The organism is Candidatus Accumulibacter sp. ACC005, from assembly GCF_907163215.1.
GTDB classification, from domain to species: Bacteria; Pseudomonadota; Gammaproteobacteria; order Burkholderiales; family Rhodocyclaceae; genus Accumulibacter; species Accumulibacter regalis.
Genome location: NZ_CAJQUB010000004.1, coordinates 22793 through 46566 on the forward strand (window position 1 = coordinate 22793; position 23774 = coordinate 46566).

General features: G+C 64.8%; 26 protein-coding genes. 21 read left to right on the forward strand and 5 right to left on the reverse strand.

Going from position 1 to position 23774, the window contains the following annotated elements:
• Position 1 precedes the first annotated feature (1 nt).
• The 3 genes from QZ613_RS03005 (at position 2) to QZ613_RS03015 (ending at position 2992) form a co-directional block, all read left to right on the forward strand.
• Positions 2-1204 carry an acetyl-CoA C-acyltransferase gene (locus QZ613_RS03005; protein WP_291981454.1) on the forward strand — a complete coding sequence of 401 codons (1203 nt, stop codon included), beginning with the start codon at positions 2-4 and terminating at the stop codon, positions 1202-1204.
• A 295-nt stretch (positions 1205-1499) separates the two neighbouring features.
• Entirely contained in the window at positions 1500-2144 is a 645-nt protein-coding gene (locus QZ613_RS03010; RefSeq protein ID WP_043563750.1) for a DUF2802 domain-containing protein, read from the forward strand.
• 20 nt (positions 2145-2164) lie between these two features.
• On the forward strand, positions 2165-2992 hold the full coding sequence (locus QZ613_RS03015) for an SPOR domain-containing protein (protein WP_291981456.1): 828 nt from the start codon (positions 2165-2167) through the stop codon (positions 2990-2992).
• A 6-nt stretch (positions 2993-2998) separates the two neighbouring features.
• On the opposite strand, the gene QZ613_RS03020 is transcribed toward QZ613_RS03015, so the two are convergent.
• Positions 2999-3337 (reverse strand): tetratricopeptide repeat protein, encoded by a 339-nt coding sequence (locus QZ613_RS03020; RefSeq protein ID WP_291863853.1) that lies wholly within the window; start codon positions 3335-3337, stop codon positions 2999-3001.
• A 45-nt stretch (positions 3338-3382) separates the two neighbouring features.
• On the opposite strand from QZ613_RS03020, the gene QZ613_RS03025 reads away from it, so the two are divergent.
• Both QZ613_RS03025 and recG read left to right on the forward strand, forming a co-directional pair.
• Positions 3383-3766, forward strand: coding sequence for a RidA family protein (locus QZ613_RS03025; protein WP_291981459.1), 384 nt, complete (start codon positions 3383-3385; stop codon positions 3764-3766).
• A complete protein-coding gene (recG, locus tag QZ613_RS03030; protein WP_291981461.1) occupies positions 3766-5838 on the forward strand; it encodes an ATP-dependent DNA helicase RecG in 2073 nt (690 codons plus the stop codon). Before QZ613_RS03025 ends, recG begins: the two co-directional genes overlap by 1 nt.
• 59 nt (positions 5839-5897) lie before the next feature.
• Here recG and QZ613_RS03035 read toward each other — a convergent pair whose 3' ends face one another.
• Positions 5898-7538: a methyl-accepting chemotaxis protein gene (locus QZ613_RS03035; protein ID WP_291902353.1), complete on the reverse strand. Its 1641-nt coding sequence runs from the start codon at positions 7536-7538 to the stop codon at positions 5898-5900.
• Between the two features lie 263 nt (positions 7539-7801).
• Positions 7802-8386, reverse strand: coding sequence for a GNAT family N-acetyltransferase (locus QZ613_RS03040; protein WP_291902355.1), 585 nt, complete (start codon positions 8384-8386; stop codon positions 7802-7804).
• 222 nt (positions 8387-8608) lie between these two features.
• Between QZ613_RS03040 and QZ613_RS03045 the strand changes: the two genes are divergently transcribed.
• The 7 genes from QZ613_RS03045 to QZ613_RS03075 all read left to right on the forward strand — a co-directional run bounded on the left by QZ613_RS03045 (position 8609) and on the right by QZ613_RS03075 (position 14432).
• The gene (locus QZ613_RS03045; RefSeq protein WP_291863007.1) at positions 8609-8752 is read left to right on the forward strand and encodes a hypothetical protein; all 144 of its coding nucleotides are present in this window, start codon (positions 8609-8611) and stop codon (positions 8750-8752) included.
• 14 nt (positions 8753-8766) lie between these two features.
• On the forward strand, positions 8767-9546 hold the full coding sequence (locus QZ613_RS03050; RefSeq protein ID WP_043563738.1) for an ABC transporter ATP-binding protein: 780 nt from the start codon (positions 8767-8769) through the stop codon (positions 9544-9546).
• Positions 9543-10424 (forward strand): metal ABC transporter permease, encoded by an 882-nt coding sequence (locus tag QZ613_RS03055; protein WP_291981463.1) that lies wholly within the window; start codon positions 9543-9545, stop codon positions 10422-10424. Before QZ613_RS03050 ends, QZ613_RS03055 begins: the two co-directional genes overlap by 4 nt.
• A 19-nt stretch (positions 10425-10443) precedes the next feature.
• On the forward strand, positions 10444-11433 hold the full coding sequence (locus QZ613_RS03060) for a zinc ABC transporter substrate-binding protein (protein ID WP_291981466.1): 990 nt from the start codon (positions 10444-10446) through the stop codon (positions 11431-11433).
• 193 nt (positions 11434-11626) lie between these two features.
• Entirely contained in the window at positions 11627-11974 is a 348-nt protein-coding gene (locus QZ613_RS03065) for a hypothetical protein (RefSeq protein ID WP_291981468.1), read from the forward strand.
• A 135-nt stretch (positions 11975-12109) separates the two neighbouring features.
• Positions 12110-12397, forward strand: coding sequence for a BrnA antitoxin family protein (locus QZ613_RS03070; protein WP_291981470.1), 288 nt, complete (start codon positions 12110-12112; stop codon positions 12395-12397).
• Positions 12398-12512: 115 nt separating this feature from the next.
• Positions 12513-14432 carry a PhoX family phosphatase gene (locus QZ613_RS03075; RefSeq protein ID WP_291981472.1) on the forward strand — a complete coding sequence of 640 codons (1920 nt, stop codon included), beginning with the start codon at positions 12513-12515 and terminating at the stop codon, positions 14430-14432.
• Positions 14433-14456: 24 nt separating this feature from the next.
• Here QZ613_RS03075 and QZ613_RS03080 read toward each other — a convergent pair whose 3' ends face one another.
• Positions 14457-15110, reverse strand: coding sequence for a sigma-70 family RNA polymerase sigma factor (locus QZ613_RS03080; protein ID WP_291863000.1), 654 nt, complete (start codon positions 15108-15110; stop codon positions 14457-14459).
• Between the two features lie 276 nt (positions 15111-15386).
• Between QZ613_RS03080 and ald the strand changes: the two genes are divergently transcribed.
• Positions 15387-16505, forward strand: coding sequence for an alanine dehydrogenase (gene ald, locus QZ613_RS03085; RefSeq protein ID WP_043563726.1), 1119 nt, complete (start codon positions 15387-15389; stop codon positions 16503-16505).
• Positions 16506-16665: 160 nt separating this feature from the next.
• On the opposite strand, the gene QZ613_RS03090 is transcribed toward ald, so the two are convergent.
• Positions 16666-17475, reverse strand: a complete 810-nt coding sequence (locus QZ613_RS03090) for an inositol monophosphatase family protein (protein WP_291981475.1) — start codon at positions 17473-17475, stop codon at positions 16666-16668.
• A 63-nt stretch (positions 17476-17538) separates the two neighbouring features.
• Here QZ613_RS03090 and QZ613_RS03095 point away from each other — a divergent pair, with 63 nt between their 5' ends.
• The 8 genes from QZ613_RS03095 to hscB all read left to right on the forward strand — a co-directional run bounded on the left by QZ613_RS03095 (position 17539) and on the right by hscB (position 23666).
• Positions 17539-18360, forward strand: coding sequence for an RNA methyltransferase (locus tag QZ613_RS03095; RefSeq protein WP_043563724.1), 822 nt, complete (start codon positions 17539-17541; stop codon positions 18358-18360).
• A gap of 45 nt (positions 18361-18405) precedes the next feature.
• Positions 18406-19158: a serine O-acetyltransferase gene (gene cysE, locus QZ613_RS03100; protein WP_043563723.1), complete on the forward strand. Its 753-nt coding sequence runs from the start codon at positions 18406-18408 to the stop codon at positions 19156-19158.
• Between the two features lie 79 nt (positions 19159-19237).
• On the forward strand, positions 19238-19729 hold the full coding sequence (gene iscR / locus QZ613_RS03105; protein ID WP_043563721.1) for a Fe-S cluster assembly transcriptional regulator IscR: 492 nt from the start codon (positions 19238-19240) through the stop codon (positions 19727-19729).
• A 30-nt stretch (positions 19730-19759) separates the two neighbouring features.
• The gene (locus tag QZ613_RS03110; RefSeq protein WP_043563719.1) at positions 19760-20917 is read left to right on the forward strand and encodes a cysteine desulfurase family protein; all 1158 of its coding nucleotides are present in this window, start codon (positions 19760-19762) and stop codon (positions 20915-20917) included.
• Between the two features lie 113 nt (positions 20918-21030).
• Positions 21031-22242, forward strand: coding sequence for an IscS subfamily cysteine desulfurase (locus tag QZ613_RS03115; RefSeq protein WP_291981477.1), 1212 nt, complete (start codon positions 21031-21033; stop codon positions 22240-22242).
• A gap of 31 nt (positions 22243-22273) precedes the next feature.
• On the forward strand, positions 22274-22669 hold the full coding sequence (gene iscU / locus QZ613_RS03120; RefSeq protein ID WP_043563715.1) for a Fe-S cluster assembly scaffold IscU: 396 nt from the start codon (positions 22274-22276) through the stop codon (positions 22667-22669).
• A 52-nt stretch (positions 22670-22721) separates the two neighbouring features.
• A complete protein-coding gene (gene iscA, locus QZ613_RS03125) occupies positions 22722-23045 on the forward strand; it encodes an iron-sulfur cluster assembly protein IscA (RefSeq protein WP_043563713.1) in 324 nt (107 codons plus the stop codon).
• Positions 23046-23138: 93 nt separating this feature from the next.
• Positions 23139-23666 (forward strand): Fe-S protein assembly co-chaperone HscB, encoded by a 528-nt coding sequence (hscB, locus tag QZ613_RS03130; protein WP_043563712.1) that lies wholly within the window; start codon positions 23139-23141, stop codon positions 23664-23666.
• Positions 23667-23774 lie beyond the last annotated feature (108 nt).

The window sequence follows — 23774 nt, forward strand, 5'->3', positions numbered from 1 at the left end:
CATGAGCAAACAGATTCAGGACGCTTACATCGTCGCCGCCACGCGTTTGCCGGTCGGCCGACGCAAGGGCATGCTCGGGCACGTTCGGCCCGACGACATGCTGGCGCACGCCATCGCCTCGGTGCTGGCGCAGGCGCCGGAAATCGACCCGGTGCTGGTCGAAGACGTGATCGTCGGCTGTGCGATGCCCGAGGCCGAACAGGGGATGAACGTCGCCCGTATCGGCCTGTTGCTGGCCGGCATGCCGAATACCGTTCCCGGGGTGACCGTGAACCGCTTCTGCGCTTCCGGCGTGCAGGCGGTGGCCATGGCTGCCGATCGCATTCGTCTCGGCGAAGCCGAGGTGATGGTCGCTGCGGGGACCGAAACGATGTCGCTGATGAACCAGATGATGGGCAACAAGGTTGCCCTCAACCCGGCGATCTTCGCCAAGGACGAGAACTACTCGATCGCCTTCGGGATGGGGCTGACCGCCGAAAAAGTCGCTGCGCAGTGGCAGGTTTCGCGTGAGGACCAGGACGCCTTCGCCGTCGCCTCGCACCGGAAAGCCTGCGCGGCAATCGCTGCCGGGCATTTCAAGGCCGAGATTTCTCCGTACGCGGTCACTGCCCGGCAGCCCAATCTGCACACCGGCGAAGTGCAGATCAAGGAGTATCTGGCCGAGAACGACGAAGGCCCGCGTTCGGACAGCAGCATCGAGCGGCTCGCCCGCTTGCGGCCGGTGTTTGCCGCGCACGGCTCGGTCACTGCCGGCAACAGTTCGCAGATGTCCGATGGCGCGGCGGCCGTCCTCGTCGTCTCGGAAAGAATCCTCAAAGAGTTCAATCTGCGGCCGATGGCGCGTTTTGCCGGCTTTGCCGTGGCTGGCGTGGCCCCCGAGATCATGGGCATCGGTCCGGTCGAAGCGATTCCGCGCGTGCTCAAACAGGCCGGAATCCGCCAGGACGCGGTGGACTGGTTCGAGCTCAACGAAGCCTTCGCCGCCCAGGCGCTGGCCGTGATACGTACGCTCGACCTCGATCCGGCGAAAGTCAACCCGCTCGGCGGGGCGATCGCACTTGGCCACCCGCTGGGAGCGACGGGTGCCGTCAGAACCGCAACGCTACTGCATGGACTGCGACGCACCCGGCAGCGTTACGGCATGGTGACCATGTGTATCGGCACCGGAATGGGCGCCGCCGGGCTGTTCGAGTCCATCCAGTAGATCTCCGGTAGAACCTGCTGCAAGTGGGTTGGCAGTCCTCGCCCGTTGGGCGAGGGTTTTTTTCCGGGCGCTCGCAGCGCGGGTCGCGGGCGCCCTCGTCGTCCCTACGCTTCACCGGTTGCTTGCTTCAGTTCTCATCAGGCACGTCAAGGGGCAAGAAGGCGATTGGCGCCACGCAGGTGTCTGGCATAATCGTCGCAGGGCAGGGGGCGGCACAGGGGGCGACGCGGCGAAGCGAGCGATGACCGGCCGTTTCCGGGATAATGTCTGACAAACACAGTCACTAGGGCGGGCCATGGATTTCGAGCTACTGGGCAGTCTGGGCTGGCGCGAAGGCTTGATTCTGGTCATCGTCCTCCTCCTGTCTTACATCGTCGTCATCTTTCTGCGCATGCGCCGCCTGCAGAAGGAACTCAAGGTTTCTCTGCCGTCACCGTCGCTCGCCCAGTCGGCGGTAGCTGCGTATACCGGCATTCAGGAAGTGGATGCGGCCGCGGCAGTGACGCCAGAGCCAGGCCCGGCAGAGGTCGAGGCCAAAGCCACCGATTCCGGCGTTGGCGCAGAATCGCCCGGCGCACAGGAGCCGGCAGCGCCTGTTGCCGCCGACGAGCTTGACTTCGCGTGGAACGAGCCTCCGGCGGAGATTCCCGGGCAGGCCCAGATCGACTCGCTGCAGGAAGACCTCTACCAGCTGCGCTGCGAGGTCGATGACCTGCGCCAGGACCTGTTGGCCGCCCGTGAAGACTTCCGGCGCCAGTTGGCGCAGGTCTCGCACTTCGCGGAGTCGGCAGGGCACGACGCCTCGCCGCTGTACAATGATGCCATGCAGATGGCGGCTCAGGGGCAGGACGCGGCGACGATCGCCCAGCAATGCGGCATTGCTCGTGCCGAGGCGGATCTGGTGGTGGCCCTGGTGCGCAATCGCCACGATGGAAGCTGAGAGAGGAGAAGGGGGGGCAGATGGCGGCTCGACACGAGACTAAGGCCACGGCCGGGGGCCGCGGTGAAGTTGCGCCCCTCGCCAGCACGGCTCAGCCGGCTGGCGAGGGGCGCGCCGATCTCAAGCGTCAACTGCTCTGGCGAATGGGGCTCGCCGGTCTGATGATTCTGGCGCTCCTCGGCGTGCTGGCGTTGTTCGATTATGCCAACGCGCCGGATGATTCGCTGGCTACGGGACAGCAGTTCACCGAACCGGTACCGGTGCGGAAGAAAGACCCGGTGTTGCCGCTGACGCCGGCTGAAACACCGGACGACGCGCCGCCTGTATCCACCGAGTCAGCGGCCACCGAGGTGAGCAGCGAAGTCGCCAGCGAAGCCGGTGGCGAAAGCGCTGCCAGGAAAACGGCTGGCGCCAGCGTGCAGACGCGACCGCTGTCGAAGGCAGGTGCCACCGCTGGCGAAAAACCCGGCGCCCTTTCCGCGCCCCCTCCACCGCCACCTCCACCTCCACGTGTCGCCGCGACGCCGGCCCTGCCGCCCGCTGTCAAGAAGCCGGGCGATGGCACTGCAAGCGCTGCCACGCCGCCGCCTCCGGTAGTCGAAGCGCCTGCTCCTGTTGCCGTGCGGCTGGTGTCGGGCTACATCGTCCAGTCCGGGCTGTTCTCCGATCTGGCTCTCGCCGAAGAGTGGCAGGGCCGGCTGGCGCAGGAAGGAATTCCCTCGACGGTCGAGGCACGCTTGCAGATTGGCCCTTTCAAGAATCGTGCCGAAGCCGAGGCGGCGCGCCGGAAACTCGGCAAGCTGGGCATCGATGTGCCGAGTACCGTGCATCGGATCGGCAAACCCTAGGCCGCTTCAGTCGCTCGTCGCCGACAGTTGTTGCTGCACGCGGCGGGAAAAAACGCGCATCTCCCGGGCCGCCTGGACGTCGCCTTTTTCTTCGGCAACGACAATTCCCTGTGCATAGGCGGCGAGGGCTTCCTGAGGGTGAGCGCCTGCGCTGAGTGCCTTGCCGAGCAGCTTCCAGGCGGCGGAGTAGGTCGCGTCACGTTCGACCGCCTCACGCAAGCGCCGGGCGGCCTGTTCGAAATCGCCGGCCTTGAGGTGCTCGTTGCCCAGCGAATAGCGGAGCAGGGCGCCGTCGCGCGGACCGTCGAGCAGTTTTTCGAGATTGGCGATGATTGCAGTGCTCATTTACACTCTCCTGTTTCAACCGGATCCATTGTAGAGGACACCACCATGGCAAGAACGATCATCTCGACCAGCGCCGCGCCAGCGGCGATTGGCACCTACTCGCAAGCGGTAAGAGTGGGCGATACGGTCTACCTCTCCGGTCAGATCGGACTCGACCCGGTAAGCATGGACGTCGTCGACGGGATTGACGCGCAGATCGTGCGCGTTTTCGACAACCTCAAGGCGCTTGCCGAGGCGTCGGGCGGTTCACTGGCCGACGTCGTGAAGGTGAATGTCTATCTCACCGATCTTGCCCACTTCGCGAAGGTCAATGAGGTGATGAAAGGCTACTTCTCGGAGCCGTTTCCGGCACGCGCTGCGGTCGGCGTCGCGGCCTTGCCACGCAACGGGCTGGTCGAGGCCGACGCGGTGCTGGTCCTCGGCGGCTGATGCCGGCGGCGGACGAGATCGACGCGCCGCCCGCGATCAGGAGCCGCCTGCACAAGCTGGGCCTCGAGCGGCGCGAAGACCTCGTTCTGCACCTGCCTTTGCGCTACGAGGACGAGACGTCCGTCGTCGCTGTTGCCGCGGCGCCGCTGGGTGTTCCATTGCAGGTCGAGGTGCTGGTTGTCGATGTCGTGGTCAGCGTCGCGTCGCGCCGCCAACTGCTGGTCACAGTCAGTGACGTCAGCGCTGAGCACGGTGACGAAAGAAGCCTGCTTCGCCTGCGCTTTCTGAGCTTCTACGGCAGCCAGCAAAGGGCGTTCGAGAACGCGCGCCAAAAGAGGCTGCCGCTGCGCGCCTTCGGCGAGATTCGCGACGGTTTTCTCGGTCTCGAAATGGTCCATCCACGCTATCGCATCCTGCGCACAGAGAGCACCGACGAAGCGCTGCCGAAGTCACTGACCCCGGTTTATCCGAGCACTGCCGGCCTCGCGCAAGGGACGCTGCGCCAGCTTGTCGCGCGTGCCTTGCGCGACGTCGACCTTGGCGAGTTGCTTGACGCCGGCTGGTGCGCGGCGCACCGCCTGCCTGCCCTGTCGGCGGCGGTGCACTTGCTGCACTCGCCGCCGCCCGAGCTCGCCGCTGCCCTGCTGCAGGGCCGCAGCCATCCGGCCTGGCGACGGATCAAATTCGACGAGCTGCTCGCCCAGCAGCTGTCGCTGCGCCGCGCCTACCTGGCTCGTCGACGCAAGGGGGCGCCGCTGCTGATCGCCACCGGCGGGCTGGCCAAGGCCCTCGTTTCGGCGCTGCCCTTTGCGCTGACCGGCGCGCAACGGCGCGTTGCCGGCGAGATCGGCGCCGACCTCGAACAGCCGTTCCCGATGCAGCGCCTGCTGCAGGGCGACGTTGGCTGCGGCAAGACGATTGTCGCCGCGCTGGCGATTTGCCAGACCATCGAGGCCGGTTATCAGGCTGCCTTCATGGCCCCGACCGAAATCCTTGCCGAACAGCACAGCCTCAAGCTGCGTGCCTGGCTGGAACCTCTTGGCGTCGAGGTCGTGTGCCTGTCGGGTCGTCTCGGGGCGAAGACCCGGCGAGCGCTGCGGCAGCAGGCGGCGACGAGCGCGCAACTGGTCGTCGGGACGCACGCGCTGATTCAGGAAGGCCTGGATTTTGCCCGTCTGGGTCTGGCGATCATCGATGAACAACATCGTTTCGGCGTCGTGCAGCGACTCGACCTGCGGCGCAAAGGGGGCAACCCGCACCAGTTGATGATGTCGGCGACGCCGATTCCGCGCACGCTGGCGATGAGCTATTACGCCGATCTCGATGTGTCGCTGATCGACGAAACACCGGCTGGCCGCTCACCGGTGCGAACGCGGCTGTTCTCGGACGCGCGCCGCGCGGAAGTCACTGCCGCTGTGCGGGCAGTCGTCGCCGACGGGCGCCAGGCTTACTGGGTCTGCCCCCTGATCGAGGAGTCGGCGAAGCTGCAACTGCAGGCGGCACTCGACACGTATACGGCTTTGGTCGGCGAGCTGGCCGGTCTGCGCATCGGTCTGGTGCACGGTCGCCTTGGCGGCGCCGAGAAAGCGGCCGTGATGGCGGCATTCGTCGCCGGCGAGATCGACGTGCTGGTGGCGACGACGGTCATCGAAGTTGGCGTCGACGTTGCCAACGCCAGTTTGATGGTCATCGAGCACGCCGAGCGCTTCGGGCTTGCGCAGCTGCATCAGTTGCGCGGACGTGTCGGGCGCGGCGCGCATGCGTCGGTTTGCGTGCTGCTCTATCAGCAGCCATTGTCGGCAGCCGCGCGCGCACGCCTGAAGATCATCTTCGAGCACAGCGACGGTTTCGAGATTGCCCGTCAGGACCTTCGTTTGCGCGGCCCCGGGGAGTTCATCGGCAGCCGCCAGTCGGGTGTGCCACTGCTCCGCTATGCCGACCTCGAAGTCGACGCCGACCTCGTCGAACTGGCGCAGGAGATGGCGGCGCAACTGCTGCGCGACGATCCCGAGCGCGCCGCGCAGCAGCTGCGGCGCTGGCTGGGAAATCGCGAGGAATTGCTGAAAGCCTGACGCTGACAGCGGGCGTCCGCGGCCTGCGTGTCTCCCTGGCGCCGGCCGTGCTCATATCGTCAGGCGACACGAAAATAGGCCACTGTCTCGCGCAATTGGTTGGCCATGCCATTGAGTGCGTTGGCCGCTTCGGCATTGCTGAGCATCGTGGCGTTGGTCTCCTCGGTCATCGAAGCGATGTTCTGCACGTGCCCGGCGATGTCGTTGGCCACCGTCGCCTGTTCACGGGTCGCGGCCGCCACCTGCTGTACTCGTTCGCTCGACTCGTGCGCCTGGCTGTGGATCGATTCGAGCATATCGCTGGCTTCGCGTGCCTTGTCGAGGCTTCTCTTGACCTGCGGGGCGGCTTCACCCATGGCGCCGACTGCCAGGTCGGTGTCGGCCTGCACGCTGACGACCATGGTGCTGATCTGATTGGTTGCCTTGCTGGTTCGTTCGGCGAGCTTGCGCACCTCGTCGGCGACGACGGCGAAGCCGCGCCCCTGCTCGCCGGCGCGGGCGGCTTCGATGGCCGCATTCAGTGCCAGCAGGTTGGTCTGCTCGGCGATCTCCCTGATCACCTCGGCAATACCGCCAATATCCCGTGAACGCGTCGCCAGCAGGCGGATCTGCTCGGACGAGCGGGCGACGATTTCGGCGACTTTCTCGATTTCGGCGGCCGAGCTGCTGACCAGTGCACGCCCCTGTTCAGCGCAGCTCGCAGCGGCTTGAGAGTTCTCTCCGGTCAGCTGAGCGTTCTGGGCCACCTCGTTGATGCTCACCGTCAGTTCCTCGATCGAAGCAGCCGTTGCCGACGTCGAGTTGGCCTGCGCCTCGGCCGCGTGGCGCGTTTCGTCGGTCGCTACCGAAATTTCGCTGGCGCTGCTGGCCAGAGAACTGGACAACTGGCCGATCTCGGCGATGATGCCACGCAGGCGGTTCTGCATCTGCGCGATCGAATGCATCAGGCTGCCAACGAGCAGTCTCCCGGCGTTTATTTCCTGGCCGAGGTCGCCGCCGGCGATGCGCAGCGCGATCGCCGACGCGTCGGCAGGTTCGCCGCCCAGCTGGCGCAGCACGCTGCGCCCGATCCAGATCGATACGCCGGCGAGGACGGTAATGACCAGCGCGATGATGATCAGGGCGTTGATCGCTTCGCGCTGGAACGTCTGGTCAACGTCCTCGAGATAGATGCCGGTGCCGATTACCCAGCCCCACGGCTTGAAGTGGGCGGAATAGCTGAGTTTGGGGACCGCTTTGTCGCTGCCCGGTTTGGCGAAGGAGTAGTTGACGATGCCGCCTTGCTCCTTGCCCAGTGCGACGCTCACCAGCTCCTGGATGAACAGTTTGCCGCTCGGGTCGCGCAAGTCGGCGGCGCTCTTGCCTTCCAGCGCCGCCTTCGCCGCGTGCATCACAAAGTGGTGCTCGCTGTCCAGGACGAAGAAATACTCGCCGTTCCCGTAGCGCATCTGGCGCACCGTTTCGAGCGCCTGCCTTTTTGCCTCGTCCTCGCTCAGCGCGCCGCTCTTGGCCAGATCGTGAAAGCGGGTGACGACCCCGATGGCCACCTCGACGAGGGCGTGGATCTGGTCCTTGCGATCGTCGAGCATGCTCCGGCGCAGCTCGTTGAGCGAGTACAGGCCGAGCGCGGCAAGGCCGAGCACGGCCGCGACCAATACGACGACAAAGCGCGTCCTGATGCTCCATCCGCCCACTTCCATTTGCGTTCTCCCGGGGAATTTGCCGTCAATGCGGCTTGTATGTAGTGGATGCCTGCCAGCAGCCGGTCGGCCGTTTCAGCCTCTTCCAGGCTCTCGTGCAGGCCTGCGTCCCGTTCTTGGAGGTCACTCGCTGCGCAAAAACGCAGGCGGTGGGCATGTGCTGAAGTAGTCACCGCGGCCATCAGCGGTCGATTGGATCGCGAGACTACGATACGATAACGGCCAGCGGCCAGGAAACTTTAGCGCAGCAGGCGTCGGCCTTACTATCGCTGATTGCCGCGGCGGCGCCAGAATTTCCGGCAGAACGCCGTCCAGCGCGGCGACTTGCCGACGGGAAGCTCGCGCACGACCTCCAGAACGTCGTCGCCCTGGTCGCTTTCCCGAACGGCGAAGTGTAACGCACGTGCCAGCGCGAGCATTGGCCGGTTATCGGCGAGAACGTGTCCGTGCATGCGTCGCATGCCGCGCCGTGACGCTTCGCGAATCAGCGCCTTGATGATCCGGCGCCCGATTCCCTGCCCTTGCCAGGGATCGCCGATGAGCAGGGAGAAAGCGCATTCCGGGCGCTGATCCTCGAGAACGAAGCGGCCGCCAGCAATCGGGATTTCGCCGTTGTCGTCGCGGCGCAAGACGACCAGCAGGTACTCCCGGGCGGGATCGATATCGATCAGTCGGTGCACTGCGTCGTCGGAGAACTCGGCAATCGAGGCGAAGAAGCGGCTGCGCCTGGCATCGGCCGACAGCTTGTTCAGCGACACCTTGACCTGAGGTCCATCGCTTGGCCGCATCGGACGCATTTCAAGCAACGTTCCATCGAGTGCGTGCCAGGTTTCGACGATGTCGTTCACGGTGGCACCGTTTGCGGGCCGAGGAGAGCTCTGAGCATGGTCCGCAGTATGCCTGCAGTTTTTGGGTGGTGTCGAGCCGCCGACCGGCTGCCGGCCCTTGGCAGTTAAGCGAGCGGTCACTGACTTTTCGCCAGGCGGTTGCGTTTGCTTGGCGGACGAGGCAAGATTCGCCCTCCTCGGCAGGTCACAGCCTGCGTCCAGAAGCCTCGCCTCGTATCGCACATGTCTCGTCCTGCAAGCCCTAGCGCATCGGCAAGCGCCAAGAACCCCAACCCGGTGCTCTGCGCCAGTGCTCTTGCGCGTCTGCTCTGGGCAGCCGGTGCACTGCTGTTGCTGTGGATGACGGTGTTCTGGGCGCTGCACTGAACGCCGCGTCAGCGATGGCCAAAAACAACTCATCCAGCGTCCAGCCGATCCTGCGTTTCGACAATCTGACGCTGGGCTACAATCGGCATCCGGCGGTTCACCACCTGCACGGGGAAATTGCTGCCGGCAGCCTGCTGGCCATCGTCGGTCCGAATGGTGCCGGCAAATCGACGCTGCTCAAGGGCATCACCGGCGAACTGAGACCACTGCAAGGGCGCGTCGAAGTGCATGGCGTGCAGCGCCAGCAGATCGCTTACCTGACCCAATTGACGACGCTCGACAGCAGTTTTCCGATGGTCGTGCACGACTTCGTGGCGATGGGTCTGTGGCGTGAAATCGGCGCCTTTGGCGGTGTCGACCGCGCCCGGCACAGGCGCATAGCCGCGGCGATCGACCTGGTCGGTTTGAACGGCCTGGAGAGCCGTCCGATCGGCGCGCTCTCGGGCGGACAGTTGCAGCGTGCGCACTTCGCCCGAGTGCTGCTGCAGGACGCCCCGCTGGTCCTCCTCGACGAGCCCTACGGCGCAATCGACGCGGCCAGCGTTCGTGACCTGGCAGCGCTGGTGCGGCATTGGCACGGCGAAGGGCGGACGGTGATCGCCGTCCTGCACGACCTCGATCATGTCCGCCGCGAGTACCCGGAAACCTTGTTGCTGGCGCGCGAGATCGTCGCGCGCGGGGACACCGCGACGGTGCTCAGCGAGGCCAATCTGCTGCGCGCCCGGAAGCTTGCCGAAGGGCGCGGTGGCGATGCGCACGCGCCGGTCTGTCACGCCGACGAAGGCGCGCAATGAGCGAAACCCTGGCCAGCATTCCGCTGCTCTCGCCGTTTGTCGAGTTCGCTTTCATGCGCCGCGCGCTGGCCGGTTGTCTCGCGCTGTCGCTCGGAGCGACGCCGGTCGGCGTCTTCCTGATGTTGCGGCGGATGAGTCTGGCCGGCGATGCGATGTCGCACGCGATCCTGCCGGGTGCCGCTGTCGGCTACCTGATCGCCGGGCTGTCGTTGCCGGCGATGACCATCGGCGGGCTGCTCGCGGGCTTGGCGGTGGCCGTGCTCTCCGGTGGCGTGGCGCGCAACTCGGTGATCAAGGAAGACACCAGTCTGGCGACCTTCTACCTGATTTCGCTTTCCGCAGGGGTCTTGATCATCTCGCTGCGCGGCAGCAGCGTCGACCTGCTGCACGTCCTTTTCGGCAGTGTGCTGGCGCTCGACGACGCGGCGCTGCTCCTGCTCGCAGGCTTTGCCTCGCTGTCCGTGCTGGTGCTCGCACTCGGTCTGCGCCTGTTCGTCCTCGAAGGCTGCGATCCGGCGTTCCTGGCGCGAATCAGCCGTCTCGGACCCCTCGCACACTATGGTTTCATGGTCCTGCTGGTGGTCAATCTGGTCGCCGGCTTTCACGCCCTGGGAACCTTGATGGCGGTTGGGATCATGATCCTGCCGGCGGCTGCGGCGCGCCTGTGGGTGTGCAACGTCGGACCACTGCTGCTCATCGCCGTGTCGGTCGCGCTGCTTGGGTCCTTTGTCGGCCTGCTGCTTTCGTATCACGCGAATCTGCCGGCGGGCCCGGCGATCGTGCTGACGCTGGGGGGTCTCTACCTGCTTTCCCTGCTCGTCGCTCCGCTCGGACCACTGGCCGGCTGCTGGCGCTCGGGCTGGCACTTCGAACGCTGACCCAGCTTCCGGGAAGACGATGAGAGAAAAGATCCTTAACACGCTTCGGCCCTCGCTGCTGGCCGCTTCGTCAGCGTCTCCCTTCCTGGTCTCGGCCTGGTGGCTGGTGACGGCTGTCCTGGTAGTTTTCCTTGGCGCTCAGCCGGGCCGCGCCGCGGCAGCCGAGTCCTTGCCGGTGGTCGCCAGTTTCAGCATTCTCGGCGACCTTGTGCAGCGCATTGGCGGCGAGCACGTGCAGGTGTACACCCTGGTCGGGCCGCTCGCCGACGCGCACGTGTACCAGCCGACTCCGGCTGACGTGAAGACGCTCGCACGGGCGCGGCTGGTGGTCGTCAATGGCCTCGGCTTCGAAGGCTGGATCGATCGCCTGATGCAGTCGTCCGGCTACCGGGGGCCGATCGTGGTGGCCAGCAAGGGTGTCACGCTCCTGGCCAAGGAAGTGGCGATTGCCGGCAGGCGTGCTGCGCACGATCACGCCGCCGGCGTCGACCCGCACGCCTGGCAGGATCTGGCTCAGGCGCGCCACTACGTCGACAACATCGCCGTCGCGCTGGCACAGGTGGACCCGGCGAACAAGAACGCCTATCAGGCCAACGCTGCCCGCTTGAAGGCGCAGATCGACCTTCTCGACAGCGAAATCCGTGCCAGCCTGGGCAGGCTTCCCGTGGCCCGGCGTGTTGTCGTGAGTTCGCACGATGCCTTTGCCTACTTCGCTCGCGCCTATGGGATTCGCTTCATTGCACCCGTCGGTGTGAGCACCGATGCACAGCCTTCGGCCGCTGCCGTTGGCGCGATCATCCGGCAGATTCGCCAGGAGAAGATCCCGGCAATGTTCATCGAGAGCATCAGCGATCCGCGCCTGCTCGAACGCATCAGCGCGGAATCGGGCGCCAGTATCGGCGGCATCCTGTACTCCGATTCGCTGTCCCCCCCGGGGACGGCAGCAGACAGCTATCTCGGCATGATGCGCACGAACGCGAAGACGCTCGCCGCGGCGCTCGCCGACTGAGCACCGTCGCAGCCGCCGGTCGCTGTCGGCGGCTGCGGACGGCCGACGACGCACCGTCATCAATCTGTCACACAAGCAGGGCATCCTCTCCCCGTCGTTACAAACTGCAGCAGCCGGCCGGCCGCAGCGCCAAGCTTGATCGAGCTGCGTGTCTGCACGGTGGCGGTTGCGCTATTCGCCAGGGGGAGCTTCGATGTCGTCAGCAGTCAGCCTTTCCAGCGCCGAAGCGATTCTCGCTGCGGCCACAGAACTCAAACTCAGAAGACTTGCCGCGATGCCGCCGGCGCTCGTCCCGCCACGAAAGACGAAGAAAGTGCACAAGACCGCGCGCAGCTTTCGCTGCAGTCTGCGGATTCCGGAAAGCGAATACCGGCAACTGATCAAACTCAAGAAGCGTCTGGCAAGGCGCGGCGTGTCGAGCAAGAAGGGGCAGCTCGTTCGTGCCGGCCTGCTGCTGCTTGGCCATATCGATCTGATCGATCTCAAGGTGGCGATACGCAATGTAATTGCGCCCGAGCCCGCGCTCTACAAGGTCAAGTAGGCGGCGGTGCCGCTGCTTTCTCGTACCGGGCTGAGCGCGCTGCTCGCGCCCCTTTGAAGTATTCTTTCCAGGGTTAATAAAATGAAAAAAGAAGCGGTTGTAGGGTCTTCAACATTCAGCAAGGAACGCAGGCGAGTGGCCCGTGTTGCGAAAGCGGCACTCGTGAAGGGTCCTGGCGGTGTGGGCGATGCCAATCACCCCGTAGAAATCGCTCCCGGTGTGGCCAACAAGGCAAAGGTTCGCCAGCCTGGTCGGCGCGGGCCGCAGAAGCTGCCGACCAAGGTGGCGGTGACGGTGCGCTATAGCCCGGAAGTTCTCGACTACTTCAAAGCGACCGGCGACGGTTGGCAGACGCGCATGAACGATGTCTTGCGGCGCCACGTCGAAGAGCAGCTACACGACCAGCAGCATCGCGCAGCGTAGGGTCGACGACGAAGCGCTTGCGCGCTGGGAGCCGCGCTTTTCGGCCGTGCTGATGGTTTGGCCGCGTCGTGAGCGATAATCGCTTCTTTCCGTCAAACCCGGACCGACGCGAGCAATGGACAGGGATCTGATCAGCAACGACAGCGCGAACGCGCACTTCGCGGCGTTCCTCACGCGGCTGTCACCTTCGGCGATTACGCGTCGGCGGCTGCTGCAGGTGGGTCTGGGCAGCGCTGCGCTGTCCTTCTTCGGCTTACCGGCGCTGGCCGGGCCGACCGGCCGGCCAGCGATCGGCTTCACGCCGATCGGTGTATCCAGCGACGACGCCGTGCACGTCCCCGACGGCTACACGGTTCAACTCCTCTACGCCTGGGGCGACCCGATCTCGAACGGGCCCGCGTTCCGCGCCGATGCTGGCAACAGCGCCGCCGAACAGGCCGAGCAGGCCGGAATGCATCATGACGGGATGCATTTCTTTCCCAGGGTCGTGAACGGCCAGCCGTCGTCGACGCACGGCCTGCTGTGCATCAATCACGAGTACACCGACGATGGGATCCTCCATCCCGACGGGATGGCGGAGTGGAGCCATGACAAGACGCGCAAGTCACAAAATGCGCACGGCGTTTCGGTGGTCGAAGTGGAACTCGGGGAACTCGGTGGCGCGTTTCGCTGGCAGCTCGTGCGGCCGTCGGCGTACGCGCGGCGGATCACCGCGCGTACGCCGATACGCATCGCCGGTCCGGCTGCCGGTGCGCCAGGCATGCGTACCCGTGACGACCGGCGTGGCAACGTCGTTTTCGGGACGCTGGCCAATTGCGCGATGGGCCATACGCCGTGGGGCAGCTACCTCACCTGTGAAGAGAACTTCAACGCCTATTTCAACGGCCTTGGCGAGCCCACGGCCGATCAGAAGCGCTATGGCATCCGCGCGAACGGCGCCGGCTTCCGTTGGCACGAGTACGACAGCCGTTTCGACGTGGCCACCGAGGCCAACGAGGCCAATCGTTTCGGCTGGGTCGTCGAGATCGATCCCTGGCAGCCTGCGCAGGCGCCTGTCAAGCGTACCGCTTTGGGTCGCTTCAAGCACGAATGTGCGACTGTCGTGCTGGCCGGCGACGGCCGCGTGGTGGTCTACATGAGCGACGACGAAGCCTTCGAATATCTCTACAAGTTCGTTTCGCGCGATCGCTTCGACGCCAGAGAGCCCGCTGCTGGCGGCCGCCTGCTCGACGTTGGAACGCTGTACGTGGCGCGTTTCGACGCCGACGGGAAAGGTCGCTGGCTGGCCCTGCAACATGGGCAGCACGGTCTCGACGAGGGCAGCGGTTTCCCCGATCAGGCGGACATCCTGATGCGCACCCGGCAGGCCGCCGATGTCGCTGGCGCGACGAAGATGGACCGCCCGGAGTGGCTGGCCGTCGATCCGCAGAGCGGCGACGTCTACTGCACCCTGACCAACAACCGCCAGCGCCTGACCCCGGAGCCGGGCAATCCGCGCGCAGAGAACATCTTTGGACACATTGTTCGCTGGCGCGAGGCGCAGGGTGACGCGGCGGCCGACACTCTCGACTGGGACGTCTTCGTCCTTGCCGGCGACCCGGAAAACCCCGACCCGGCCAGGCGCGGGAACAGCAAAGGTGACGCTTTCGCCAGCCCGGACGGGCTGTGGTTCGACCGCGCAGGTCGCCTGTGGATCCAGACCGATGTCTCCGGCAGCGTCCTCAACCGTGGCGATCACCAGCGCTTCGGCAACAATCAGATGCTGGTTGCCGACGTCGCCAGCGGTGAGATTCGGCGCTTCCTGACAGGACCCAAGGGTTGCGAGATCACCGGCATCAGCGCCACGCCGGATGCACGCAACCTGTTCATCAACGTTCAGCATCCCGGCGAGGTGGCCGGTGGGCGGTCGTCGCCAGCGGCGCCACTGGCAGGGTCGGGATGGCCGGCGAACCAGTTCGCCGGGGTGACCGGTGGCCGCCCGCGTTCGGCGACGCTGGTGATCAGGCGTGCGGACGGCGGCGTCGTCGGGAGCTGAAGCGCAGACCGCTTCCTGGCGAGTTCATGGGCGGGCACGTTCGCCGGCGCTGAACCACTTCTGTTCGAGGCACAGGCGCAGCGCCATGCGTGCCCGATGCAGGATCACCCAGCAGTTGCTGCTGCTCATCGACAACTCCTGGCAGATTTCGCTGGTTTCCAGGCCGAGGATCTCGCGCATCATGAAAACCCGCGCGGTGGCTGGCGGCAGGCGCTCCAGGCAGGCGTCGAAGACGGCCCAGAAGCTGCGGTTTTCGAAGCTCTTTTCCGGATTTCCCCAGTCCGAAGGCCGCGCGTCGCGTTGCCAGTGGCCATTGCCCTTGAACAGCGCGTCGAAGTCGCTGTCGTCGACTTCCTGTTCGACCGCTTCGTGGATGGGTTCGCGAACTCGCCGCCGGATGATGTCGACGATCTTGTTGCGCAGAATCGAGAATACCCAGGTCTTCAACTTGGCGCGCTCGGCAAAGCGATCGGCGCCTTGCAGCGCGGCGAGCATGGTTTCCTGCACGGCATCCTCGCCGCTCGCCTGGTCGCGCAATTGCAGGACGGCGAAACGCAGCATCTCGCGGCGAAAACCGTCCAGCTCCGCGGCGATCGTCCCGGCAGCGGGGGGGAGCGCAGGGCCGCCAGCGTCTGCCGTAGGCGTGCCGTCGATGCTCTGATGATGGTTGCTGGTCATTGGCTGCGGCAATCGTTGGGAGGCTGGTCGCGCCGGGTTCGAGAAGGGCAGTTTATACGCAAGCGTGCGGCGGCGATAGGCGTGCAGCGGCTTGCACATGCCTTGCTGCCGTCGTCGCCGGTGGCGTGCATCGGGATCAGTTGCAGGGAAGTTGCTGCCCGGGCAAGCCCCGCACGACGATGCCGGACCGCCAGGTTCAGGAGCCGGAAAAAACCCGTTCGCCATTCGGAAATGACCTAAGATAAGCGGCCCCGATACCACCATGAGGAGACAGAAATGCACATCGGCGTACCCAAGGAGATAAAAAACCACGAATACCGCGTTGGGCTGACCCCGTCATCGGTTCGCGAGATGGTCGCCCACGGTCACCCGGTAAGTGTTGAGACTGGCGCTGGCGCGGGCATCGGTGCCGCTGACGAGGTCTACGAGAAGGCCGGAGCGACGATTGCCGCGACCGCCGCGGAGATCTTTGCCAGCGCCGAGATGATCATCAAGGTCAAGGAGCCGCAGGCCGGCGAGCGCGCGATGTTGCGCGAAGGACAGATTCTGTACACCTACCTGCACCTAGCGCCCGATCCCGCGCAGTGTGCCGACCTGGTGAGTAGCGGCGCGGTATGCATCGCCTATGAAACGGTCACCCAGCCGGGCGGCGGCCTGCCGTTGCTGGCGCCGATGTCGGAAGTCGCCGGGCGCCTGTCGATCCAGGCCGGTGCCTATTGCCTCGAGAAGGCGCACGGCGGCATGGGTATCCTGCTCGGCGGCGTCGCCGGCGTGCCATCGGCGAAGATCGTCATTCTCGGCGGTGGTGTCGTTGGCTCGAACGCCGCGCAGATCGCCGTCGGCACCGGTGCGCAGGTGGTGGTCATCGATCGCAATCTCGATGTCCTGCGGCGCATGGACAGGCTGCTCGGCGCGCGCGTGATCACCGTCTTTTCGAACCGCGACAACGTCGAGCATCACGTGCTGCGCGCCGATCTTGTGATCGGCGGCGTGCTCATCCCGGGTGCGGCGGCGCCGAAGCTGATCACCCGTCAGCTGGTCGATGACATGAAGCCGGGGTCGGTGATCGTCGACGTCGCTATCGACCAGGGCGGCTGCTGCGAGACGGCCCGCGCGACGACGCACGCCGACCCGACCTACATGGTCGGCAACGTCGTGCACTACTGCGTCGCCAATATGCCCGGCGGCGTGCCGCGTACCTCGACCTACGCGCTCAACAATGCCACGCTGCCTTTCGCACTGCAGATTGCCGACAAGGGCTGGCGGCAGGCGCTGAAGGATAACGAGCACCTGCGCAACGGCTTGAACGTCGCTTTCGGCAAGGTCACCTGCCGTGAGGTCGCCGACGACCTCAAGTACGACTACCACGATGCGCTGTCGGTGATCGCCGCCTGACCCGGACGGGGTCTCGCCACCACCGGGTAACCGGCCGGGGGCCGGTCGCGGGATCCTCTGAGGGAGCCTCGCGGTCTCCGACCGGTTTCCACGGCGGAGACTCTTACGGAGCGGTCGAGAGACTCAGGAAGCGTGTCTCAGAGGGCCTCGCGCACGGATTTCAGGCTTCCAGCCCCGGTGTGCGATGGCTGTCGATGACCTGCAGCAGCTGCGCGAAGACTTTCGGCGTGCCGGCGACGAGGTTGCCGGACTGGAGGTAGGTTTCGTTGCCGGCGAGGTCGCTGACCAGGCCGCCGGCTTCGGAGATGAGCAGCGCGCCGCCGGCCATGTCCCAGGGCGACAGGCCGAACTCCCAGAAGCCGTCGAAGCGTCCGCAGGCGACGTAGGCGAGGTCGAGCGCGGCGGCGCCCGGGCGGCGCATGCCGGCGGTTTTCTGCGCCAGTTCCTTGAAGATGCGCAGGTAGGCGTCGATGTGGTCGTACATGCGGTAGGGGAAGCCGGTGCCAAGCAGGGCCTGTTCCAGCTTCAGGCACTTGCTGACGCGGATGCGGCGGTCGTTGAGGAAGGCGCCGCCGCCCTTGCTGGCGGTGAACATCTCGTTGCGCACCGGGTCGTAGACCACCGCTTGCGTGACCTGCCCGCGGTAGGCGAGGGCAATCGAGATGGCGTACTGGGGAAAGCCGTGGATGAAGTTGGTCGTCCCGTCGAGTGGGTCGATGATCCACTGATACTCGCTGCCGCCGCCCTGGCCGGCTGCCAGGCCGGACTCTTCTGCTAAAATGCCGTATTCGGGATAGGCCTCGCGCAGGATGTCGATGATCGCCGCCTCGGCCGCCTTGTCCACTTCGGTGACGAAGTCGCTCTGGCGTTTGGTGGTGATGTGCAGGTGCTCGAGATCGAGTGCGGCACGGTTGATGATCTGGCTGGCGCGACGCGCCGCCTTGATGATGATGTTCAGAGCTGGATGCATGATTTTGAAGACGCGACGGGCGGTTGATGTCGCCCGATTGGTGTAGAGGACCCCGATTCTAATATGAACAGGCCCCCAGGGTCGCATTCTTCCGGCTCGCCGCTGTCGCGGATTCGCGTCGTCCTCTCGCATACCAGTCACCCGGGCAATATCGGCGCTGCCGCGCGCGCGATGAAGACCATGGGTCTGTCGCGTCTGCTGCTGGTCAATCCGAAGCACTTCCCGGACCCGCAGGCAGTGGCGCGCGCGGCCGACGCCGACGACATTCTCGAGCAGGCGCAGGTGTGCAGCAGCCTCGACGAGGCGCTGGTCGGGACGGTGCAGGTGTACGCGCTCTCGGCGCGGCAGCGCAACCTCGGGCCACCTGCGATGCCGGCGCGTGAGGCGGCCAACGACATTCTCGCCTGGGCCGGCGAGGGCGAGGTGGCGCTGCTCTTCGGTAACGAGACCGCTGGCCTGTCGAATAGCGAGGTGCAGCGCTGCCAGCGGACGGTGTTCATCCCCGCGAATCCCGACTACAGCTCGCTGAATCTGGCTTCTGCGGTGCAGCTGCTGTGCTATGAGCTGCGCCTGGCCGCCTTCGATGGTCGCCCGCCGGTGCTTGCCCGCGCCGTGCCCTTCGCCTCGCCGCCGGCGCCGCACGAGGACGTCGAGCGCTTCTATCGGCACCTCGAACGGGTAATGGTGAGCAGTGGTTTTCTCGATCCGCAGCGACCGCGACGGCTGCTGCCCAAGCTGCGCCGACTGTTCGGGCGCGCCGAGCTCGAGCGCGACGAGATAAACATCCTGCGCGGGCTGCTCGACGCGGTTGAACGCACGGCGGGAGCGGGGCCGGCGCCGGGCGGAAGTGTCGGAACCAGTGCCGGAAGTAGTGTACTAAAATAGTGCGGTATTGTATAATCGCGCTCATCGTTCAAGGACTTTCTTTCCATGTTCAGCCGTCTTCGCGAAGACATCCAGTCAGTTTTCAATCGTGATCCCGCCGCGCGCACCTTCTGGGAGGTGCTGACCTGTTATCCCGGCGTGCATGCCATCGCCCTGCATCGTCTTGCGCACTGGCTGTGGACGCGCGGTCTGCGCTGGCCGGGCCGCCTGGTCTCGCATCTCGGACGCTTCTTCACCGGTATTGAAATCCATCCTGGCGCGACCATCGGTCGGCGCCTGTTCATCGATCACGGGATGGGAGTGGTGATCGGCGAAACGGCGGTCATCGGCAACGATGTGACGCTCTACCATGGCGTCACCCTGGGGGGCACCTCGTGGAACAAGGGCAAGCGCCATCCAACGCTGGCGGATGGTGTGGTGATCGGCGCCGGGGCACAGGTGCTCGGGCCGATTACCGTCGGCGCGTCGGCCAAGGTCGGTTCCAATGCGGTAGTTGTCAAGAACGTCCCGAGCGGGGCGACGGCGGTCGGCAATCCGGCGCGGATCATCGACAACGAGCAGGATCAGAAGCGCGAGCAGATGGCCGGGCAGCTCGGTTTCTCGGCGTATGCGCTGGCCACCAATCAGGATGACCCGCTGGCCAAGGCGATTCACGGTTTGCTCGATCACGCGGCAGACGCCGATCGGCGCTTTGAACTGTTGCTCAAGAAGCTCGAAGACGCCGGCGTGCACGTCAATGGCGACCTGGCAACGGCGGATCGGTTCGATCCGCAATACTTGAGTAAAATAGTTGACTAATAAGCGAGCGGTCACTAGAGTGGATAGTGTAGTAATTTAATCAACAATTATTAGTAATCGTGGCATTGGAGGAGGAAGCATGAGACTGACGACCAAAGGACGTTTCGCAGTGACGGCGATGATCGACCTGGCCCTGCGCTGCAGTGAAGGGCCGGTATCTCTGGCTGGCATCAGCGAGCGTCAAAAGATTTCGCTGTCTTACCTGGAGCAGTTGTTCGGCAAGTTGCGTCGCCATCAGCTGGTCGGCAGCGTGCGTGGCCCGGGTGGGGGCTATTGCCTGGCGCGACCCACCAGCGCGATGACCGTCGCCGACATCATTCGCGCCGTCGACGAGCCGCTGGACGCCACCCAGTGCGGTGGTCGCGAGAACTGCCACGACGAAGAGCGCTGCATGACCCACGACCTGTGGGCGACGCTGAACGTCAAGATGTTCGACTACCTGACTTCGGTGACCTTGGCCGACCTCGTCGCACAGCAGGTGAGCAAGGGTGGCGGCGACGTCGCTGTCCTGCATGACGAGCGGCGAACGAGTGCTCGGCAGCGCGCCAAAGTCGTCGCTTTCGGCCGCTAGATCCGGAACTGGAAGACTTCGCCCGCCGCCGTGTTCGCTCCCGTCTATCTCGATCACAACGCAACGACTCCCGCCGATCCGGCGGTGGTCGAAGCGATGCTGCCCTATCTTGCCGGCCTCTGCGGCAATGCCTCGAGTCGCCATGAGTATGGTCGGGGGGCGCGGCGAGCGATCGACGAGGCGCGTAGCAAGGTGGCGGCGGCGGTCGGTGCGCATGCCAGCGAGGTGGTGTTCACCAGTGGCGGTTCGGAAGCCAACAACCTGCTGATCAAGGGCGCGGCCGCGTGTCTGAAACCCGGCGTGCTGGTGGTCAGCGCGATCGAGCACCCTTGCGTGATCAGGCCTGCCGAGCAGCTGCGCAAGCGTGGCTGGACGCTGCACAAGCTGGCGGTGGACGCCGCCGGACGCATCGATGGGGCGAAATTCCAGACGCTGATGGCGGAGCGGCCGAGCATCGTCTCGGTGATGCTGGCCAACAACGAGACCGGCGTCGTGCAGGACATCGAATCGCTGGCCACGCAGGCGCGAGCGGCGGGGGCCTGGTTTCATAGCGACGCAGTGCAGGCGGTGGGCAAGATGGCCGTCGATTTTCGCCGCCTCAACGCCGCCGGCGTCAATGCCCTCAGCGTGTCGGCGCACAAGATCGGCGGCCCCAAGGGTGCGGCCGCGCTGATCCTCGACAAGCGACTCGACATCGAGCCGCTGATCGCGGGTGGCGGTCATGAGCGTGGCTTGCGTTCGGGTACCGAGAATGTGGCGGCAATCGTCGGTTTTGGCGTTGCCTGTGAATTGGCGGCAGCACGTCTCGCCGACCTGGCGCCGCGCCTGCGGGTGCTCCGCGAGCAACTCGAGCGTGGCCTTGTCGCCCTCGGCGCGACGCTTTTTGGCCGGGCCGCCGAGCGCTTGCCGAACACCGTCTACTTCGCCTTTCGCGACATCGACGGCGAGACCCTGGTCGGCCAGCTCGACCGCGCCGGTTATGCGCTGGCCAGCGGTGCCGCCTGTTCGAGTGCCAACCCGGAGCCGTCGCATGTATTGCGGGCGATGGGTGTCGAAGCAGAGCTGGCACGCGGTGCCGTGCGGGTCAGCCTGGGGGTTGGCAATAGCGCCGCACACGTCGATGGATTTCTGGCGGCGTTGCAGGCCACGATGCTCAGATTGCAGCAACTGACCGCAATGGTCGTCTGAACAGTCAGCGTAAATGGGTCTGGAAAGCGGGACAAAGAAGTGGAACAAACCAGCAGGATAACGAGTCAAGAGTCACGCGTAGCACGCAACCTGTACACACCGGAGCAAGAGCAATGCTGAAACTGCCCATCTATCTCGATTATTCGGCGACCACGCCGGTCGATCCGCGCGTCGCCGAAAAGATGATTCCCTATCTGGTCGAGAAATTCGGCAATCCGGCCTCGCGGTCGCATGCCTTCGGCTGGGAAACCGAGGCGGCGGTCGAAGAAGCGCGCGAGGAAGTGGCCAGGCTGGTCAACGCCGACAGCAAGGAAATCGTCTGGACTTCCGGCGCCACCGAGTCGAACAATCTGGCCCTCAAGGGAGCCGCACAGTTCTATGCTGGAAAGGGCAAGCACCTGGTGACGGTGAAGACCGAGCACAAGGCGGTGCTCGATACCTGTCGCGAACTCGAACGTCTCGGTTTCGAAGTGAGCTACCTCGACGTCCAGGACAACGGCCTGCTTGACCTCGAGGTCTTCAAGGCAGCCTTGCGTCCGGACACCATTCTGGTGTCGGTGATGATGGTCAACAACGAGATCGGTGTCATCCAGCCGATCGCCGAGATCGGCGAAATCTGCCGTGCCAGGGGAATCATCTTTCACGTCGATGCGGCACAGGCGACCGGCAAGGTGGTCATCGATCTGGCGACGCTGAAAGTCGATCTGATGAGTTTTTCGGCACACAAGACCTATGGCCCGAAAGGCATTGGCGCGCTCTACGTGCGCCGCAAGCCGCGCATTCGCCTGACCGCACAGATGCATGGCGGCGGTCACGAACGTGGCTTCCGTTCCGGCACGCTGGCGACGCATCAGATCGTCGGCATGGGTGAGGCTTTCCGTCTCGCACGTCTGGAGATGGGCGCCGAGAACGAGCGTATCCGTATGCTCCGCGACCGCCTGTACAAGGGGCTGTCGGACATCGAAGAGGTCTATGTCAACGGTGACATGGAGCAGCGTGTTCCCCACAATCTGAACATCAGTTTTGCCTACGTCGAAGGCGAGTCGCTGCTGATGGCGGTCAAGGACCTGGCAGTGTCGTCGGGATCGGCGTGCACTTCGGCATCGCTCGAACCTTCGTACGTGCTGCGCGCCCTCGGCCGCGAGGACGAACTGGCGCACAGCTCGATCCGTTTCACCCTCGGTCGTTTCACCAGCGAGGAAGAGGTCGACTACGCGATCAAGCTGTTGCACGAGAAGATCAGCCGGCTGCGCGAGCTTTCGCCGCTGTGGGAAATGGTCCAGGAAGGCGTCGATTTGAGTACGGTCCAGTGGGCCGCTCATTGACAAGACATACAAGGAATCAAGGAGAATCATCATGGCATACAGCGTAAAAGTTCTGGATCACTATGAGAATCCACGCAACGTCGGCTCGTTTGGCAAGGAAGACGAGGGCGTCGCCACCGGCATGGTCGGTGCGCCGGCGTGTGGCGACGTCATGAAGCTGCAGATCAAGGTCGGCAAGGGCGGCGTCATCGAAGACGCCAAGTTCAAGACCTACGGCTGCGGTTCGGCGATCGCCTCGTCGTCGCTGGTCACCGAGTGGGTCAAGGGCAAGACCGTGGATCAGGCTCTGGATATCAAGAACACCCAGATCGCCGAAGAACTGGCTTTGCCGCCCGTGAAAATCCACTGCTCGATTCTCGCCGAGGACGCGATCAAGGCGGCGGTCGCCGACTACAAGAAAAAGCACGTTGATCAGGCTGCCGGCTGAGCGGGCGGCAGCAATCACAGAACCGCAAACGCAATTACAGCAGGAGGTTTCCATGGCAGTGACGCTTTCCGAAAGGGCCGCCAGCCACGTCGCCAATTACATGGTCAAGCGCGGCAAAGGCATCGGCCTGCGCCTTGGTGTACGCACCAGTGGCTGCTCGGGCATGGCCTACAAGCTCGAGTTCGCCGATAGCGCGCAACCGGACGATGTCGAGTTCGAATCGCACGGCGTCAGGGTACTCGTCGATCCGAAAAGCATGCCTTATCTCGACGGCACCGAGCTTGACTACGCGCGCGAGGGTCTCAACGAAGGCTTCAAGTTCAACAACCCGAACGTCAAGGACGCCTGTGGCTGCGGCGAAAGCTTCAACGTTTGACCTTGCCCGGGGCTGAGTAGGCGGTGGTTGACGGTGGTGGCCTAGCCGTCGACCGCTCGCTGCCTGCCCCGACGCGCACCGCGATCGAAAAGCATGGATTTCAACACCGATCACTTCTCGCTGTTCGAGCTTCCGGCCAGATTCCGGCTAGACGCGCCACTGCTCGATGGCCGCTATCTGGAGATGCAGTCGAGGGTCCACCCCGATCGCTTCACCGGCGCTGGCGACGCCGAGCGCCGCCTTTCGCTGCAGTGGGCGACGCGGGTCAATGAAGCCTATCAGACGCTCAAGAAGCCGCTTTCGCGTGCCCGATACCTGCTGCATTTGGCCGATCACGACGTCGGCAGCGAAAACAACGTCTTGATGCCGAACGATTTTCTCGTCGAACAGATGGAATGGCGCGAGGCAGTGGCCGAAGCGCGGACGGCGGGCGAGCACCACGAGCTCGAGCATCTGCACCATCGCCTGCAGCACGACATCGGCAAACGTTATGAAGAACTTGCCGCGTTGCTCGACGATGCTCACGACCTCGAGCAGGCGGCGGATCGCGTCCGGCGCCTGATGTTCATCGAGAAGCTGCTCGTCGAACTCGACGAGGCAATGATCGCCTGCGAAGAGTGAATCGCTGCCCCTGAACGGCAGGCAGCAAGTGCAAGGCAGTCGCGTCACCTGGTGTTAACTTGCGTCGCGTCGTAAAACCTATCCTCACACCGGCAACAAATCTCAGGA